The organism is Dactylosporangium siamense, assembly GCF_016862795.1.
Classification (GTDB): domain Bacteria; phylum Actinomycetota; class Actinomycetes; order Mycobacteriales; family Micromonosporaceae; genus Dactylosporangium; species Dactylosporangium siamense.
Genome location: NZ_BONQ01000111.1, coordinates 1 through 3360, shown reverse-complemented (window position 1 = coordinate 3360; position 3360 = coordinate 1). Strand labels below are relative to the sequence as shown.

General features: G+C 74.8%; 3 protein-coding genes. All 3 read right to left on the bottom strand.

Translation table 11 applies throughout. The features are described from left to right. Positions 1 to 32: 32 nt before the first annotated feature. On the bottom strand, positions 33 to 1049 hold the full coding sequence (locus Dsi01nite_RS35635) for a MupA/Atu3671 family FMN-dependent luciferase-like monooxygenase (RefSeq protein ID WP_203850763.1): 1017 nt from the start codon (positions 1047 to 1049) through the stop codon (positions 33 to 35). Then, complete coding sequence (locus Dsi01nite_RS35630) at positions 1043 to 2110, bottom strand: cupin-like domain-containing protein (RefSeq protein ID WP_203850762.1); 1068 nt, start codon at positions 2108 to 2110, stop codon at positions 1043 to 1045. Before Dsi01nite_RS35630 ends, Dsi01nite_RS35635 begins: the two co-directional genes overlap by 7 nt. Then, the coding region (locus Dsi01nite_RS35625; RefSeq protein WP_203850761.1) for an alpha/beta fold hydrolase at positions 2107 to 3360 on the bottom strand (1254 nt) is incomplete at its 5' end. The genes Dsi01nite_RS35630 and Dsi01nite_RS35625, both read right to left, overlap by 4 nt.

The following is a 3360-nucleotide window of genomic DNA, read 5'->3' as shown; positions in this document are numbered from 1 at the left end:
GCGGTGGAACCTCCAGGCAGAAGGGGGCGCGATCAGGCCAGCACGGTGAGCAGGTCGTCGAGGCTCTTGAGGATCGACGTGTGGTCGAAGCCGAAGTCGATGAGGCAGGCGACCTCGTCGACCCCGAGCGCGGCGGCCGCGGCCAGCCGCTCGGGGATCTCCTCGGCCGTGCAGATCAGGCCCGCGCCGAGGAACCGTTTGACGCCGAGGGCCGCGACCGCCGAGCGGTCCGCGGAGCTCATCGCCCCGTAGGTGGTGGGCGCCTCCGGGTGGGCGACGTCGGTCGCATCGAGGCGCATCGAGGCGGACAGGTACCGGGCCAGTTCCGCCTCCGCGCGCTCGGCCGCCCGCGCCGAGCCGTCCAGCACGTAGGTGTGCATCATCAGCGTCACGTGGCCGGGGCCGGCGGTGTGCGCCGCGCGGTAGGCGGCGATGTTGCGCCGCAGGTCGTCCGGCTCCTGGCCGACGAGGTGGGTGAGCACGCCGGCGCCGATCGTCCCGGCGAGCTCGAAGGTGCCGGTCGAGCCGCCGGAGGTGACCCAGGCCGGCAGCTCCGGCTGGACGGGCCGGGGGCGGGTGGTCACCGCCAGCTCGTTGCCCGACGCGTCGGCGAACACCCGCTCCTCGCCCCGCCACAGGGCGCGGACGGTGTCGATGCCCTCGAGCATGACCCGGCGCCGTTCGCTGTGCGGGTGGGGCGACAGGATGAAGTCGCGGCCGTGCCAACCCGAGGCGAAGGAGACCCCGACCCGGCCGCCGGAGAGCTGGTCCACGGCGGCCCACTCCTCGGCCACCCGGACCGGGTGGTGCAGCGGCAGCACCACGCTGCCCGCCCGGATGCCGATACGGCGGGTGACGGCGGCGACGGCCGCGCCGAGCACCGACGGGTTCGGGTAGCAGTGCCCGAAGTCGCCGAAGTGCCGCTCGGGGATCCAGACCGCCTCGAGCCCGGCCTCGTCGGCGAGCCGGGCGGTGTCGAGCAGGACGTCGTAGGGGTTCGCGGCGCCGGCCGTGCCGGCGGCGAAGTACGAGAGACTGACCTTCACCACGAGAAGGCTCCTTCGCTGAGGTACGCCACCGTGTCCGAGACGAGGCGGGGGTCCGGTTCCGGATACCGGGCGAGCAGCGCCCCGGCGCGGGCGTCGGCCGGTGCGCGCCGCTCAGCGGTGCGCAGCACCGAGCGGGCCAGCGCGTCGGCCGCCCGGCTCTCGCCGATGTCGGCGAGCAGTGCCAGCAGTTCGGCGGCGCCGCTGACCGGATCGTCGCCGCCCAGCTCGAACGTCCCCGCGAGGGCGCCGAGGTCCTCCTGCACCGCGGTCGACTGCAGCTGCCGCATGAACCCCGGGCAGAGCACGTCGAGCACGTGGGCCCGCCACCAGAAGTTGACCGACACGGCGACGTCGTGCGAGGCGACCTGGTGCCACCAGAAGGCGGGCAGCAGCAGCGCCTCGCCGGCCTGGACGGTGGCGCTGCGGTAGGCGAGCGACCCCGTCCGTGGGTGGCGCTCGAGGTCCGGCTGGAACAGGTCGACCCGGCTCAGGTGCTGCGCGCCGGTGTTGAGCGGGCCCGGGTACAGCGCCTCGAGGTTCTCCGGCGGGAAGAGGTAGAACGTCTTCGAGCCCGACACCTGCGCGAACAGGTTGTGGGTGTCGTCGTAGTGCAGTGGGGTCACGGTTCCGGGGGCGGCCATCCAGAGGTTGACGGCGTTGATCAGCTCCGGTGGGACGCACGACGGGTAGTCCAGCCGCTCGGCGAGCACCGGCAGCCTGTCCCGGACGGCCACCTGCTGCAGGCACCAGCGGGGGCCGTCGGGGTCGGCCATGTCGTCGAAGAACCGGGCGACCGGCAGCGGGCGGCTGGCCAGCGCCCGGCCCGGCTCGTATGCGAACGTGCCGTCCGGCCCGGGCAGGGTGGCGTCGAGCTTCTCGTCGCCGATCAGCTCACGCAGGCGGTCGGGGGTCCATCGCCACACCTCGGACATCAGCTCGGACGCCCCGGTGATGACGACCGGCTCGCGCAGCAGCGGCGATCCGGCGTCGAGCGCGGTGATCTCGCCGGCCGGCCGCTTCGGCACGGGCCCGGCGAAGGGCAGGCCGGGGGTGTCGGTCATGAGTTCGCTCCTCGGTCGCGGCGGTCGATCTCCGCGTCGAGCCGGGCCGCGACCTGGGCGGCGGACTCGCCGTAGACGACCTCCTTGTGGGCGGCGGGCAGTTCGACGATCTCGGGTTCCCCGGCGAGCAGGCCGCGCCACTGCTCGAGGGTGATCCGCCGGGCGTCTTCGGGGTCCTCCCGCGGCATGAACAGCGTCACGGGGCCGGAGAAGGGCTTCGGCGGGCGGCGCCGCAGCCCGTAGCGGCGGCCGGCCCAGTTGTTGAGGATCGCCACCCGGCCCGCGCGGAGCCACTGCCGGTCGCCGGCCCGAACGGCCGCCTCGGCGTCCGCGGGCACCTCCCAGTCCTGCAGCAGGCGCTCGACGACGGCCGGGTCCAGCGTGGCCCGGGGTCCGCCGTCGATGTACCGGCCGAGCTCGCGGGCCTGGGCCCGGGCGTTGCGCTCCTGCTTGCGTTCGTCGTCGAGCAGCCCCTCGTAGTGCGGCGGCCCGACGATGAACAGCCCGCCGAGGGTGCCGCCGGCGGCGCTGAGCTGCCGGGCCATCTCGAGCGCGACGTAGCCGCCCATGGACCAGGCGGCGAACAGGTACGGGCCGTCGGGCTGCAGCGCGCGGGCGTCCTCGAGGTAGGCGGCCGCCATCTCCTCGACGGTGGCGAGCGGCTCCTCGCCCTCGCCGAGGCCGATCGAGCGCAGGCCGACCAGCCGGTGCTCGCCACGCAGCTGACCGGCGAGCTCGGTGTACTCGGTGATGCCGCCGTTGCCGGCGTGGACGAAGAACATGATCGGCGTGGCGGATCCGGCCCGGATCTCGACGGCCGCCCGGGTGGCCGCCGTGGGGCGGGTCGACCGGGCGGCCAGGGCGAGGCCCGCGACCGTCGGGACGTCGAAGACCTCACCGACGGTCAGGTCGTAACCGGCCGCCCTGGCCCGCGCCACCATCTCGGCGACGAGCAGCGAGTTGCCGCCGATGTCGAAGAAGTCGTCGAGGACGCCGACCTCGTCGAGGCCGAGCACGTCCCGCCAGACGCCGGCCAGGGCCGCCTCGATCTCGTTGCGCGGCGTGACGACCGCCGCGTCGGGGTCGGGTCGGGCGGCCCCGGGCGCCGGCAGCGCGGCCCGGTCGAGCTTGCCGTTCGCGGTGAGCGGCAGCCGGCTGACCTCGACGAGGAGCTCGGGGACGAGGTGCGTGGGCAGCCGCCGGCGCAGGAAGTCGCGCAGCTCGTTGTGGCCGGGGCCGCCGGCCTCCGG

Bases quoted from the DNA above. Each gene is read 5' to 3' on its own strand.
- Dsi01nite_RS35630 (WP_203850762.1), bottom strand. From the start codon at position 2,110: ATGACCGACACCCCCGGCCTGCCCTTCGCCGGGCCCGTGCCGAAGCGG.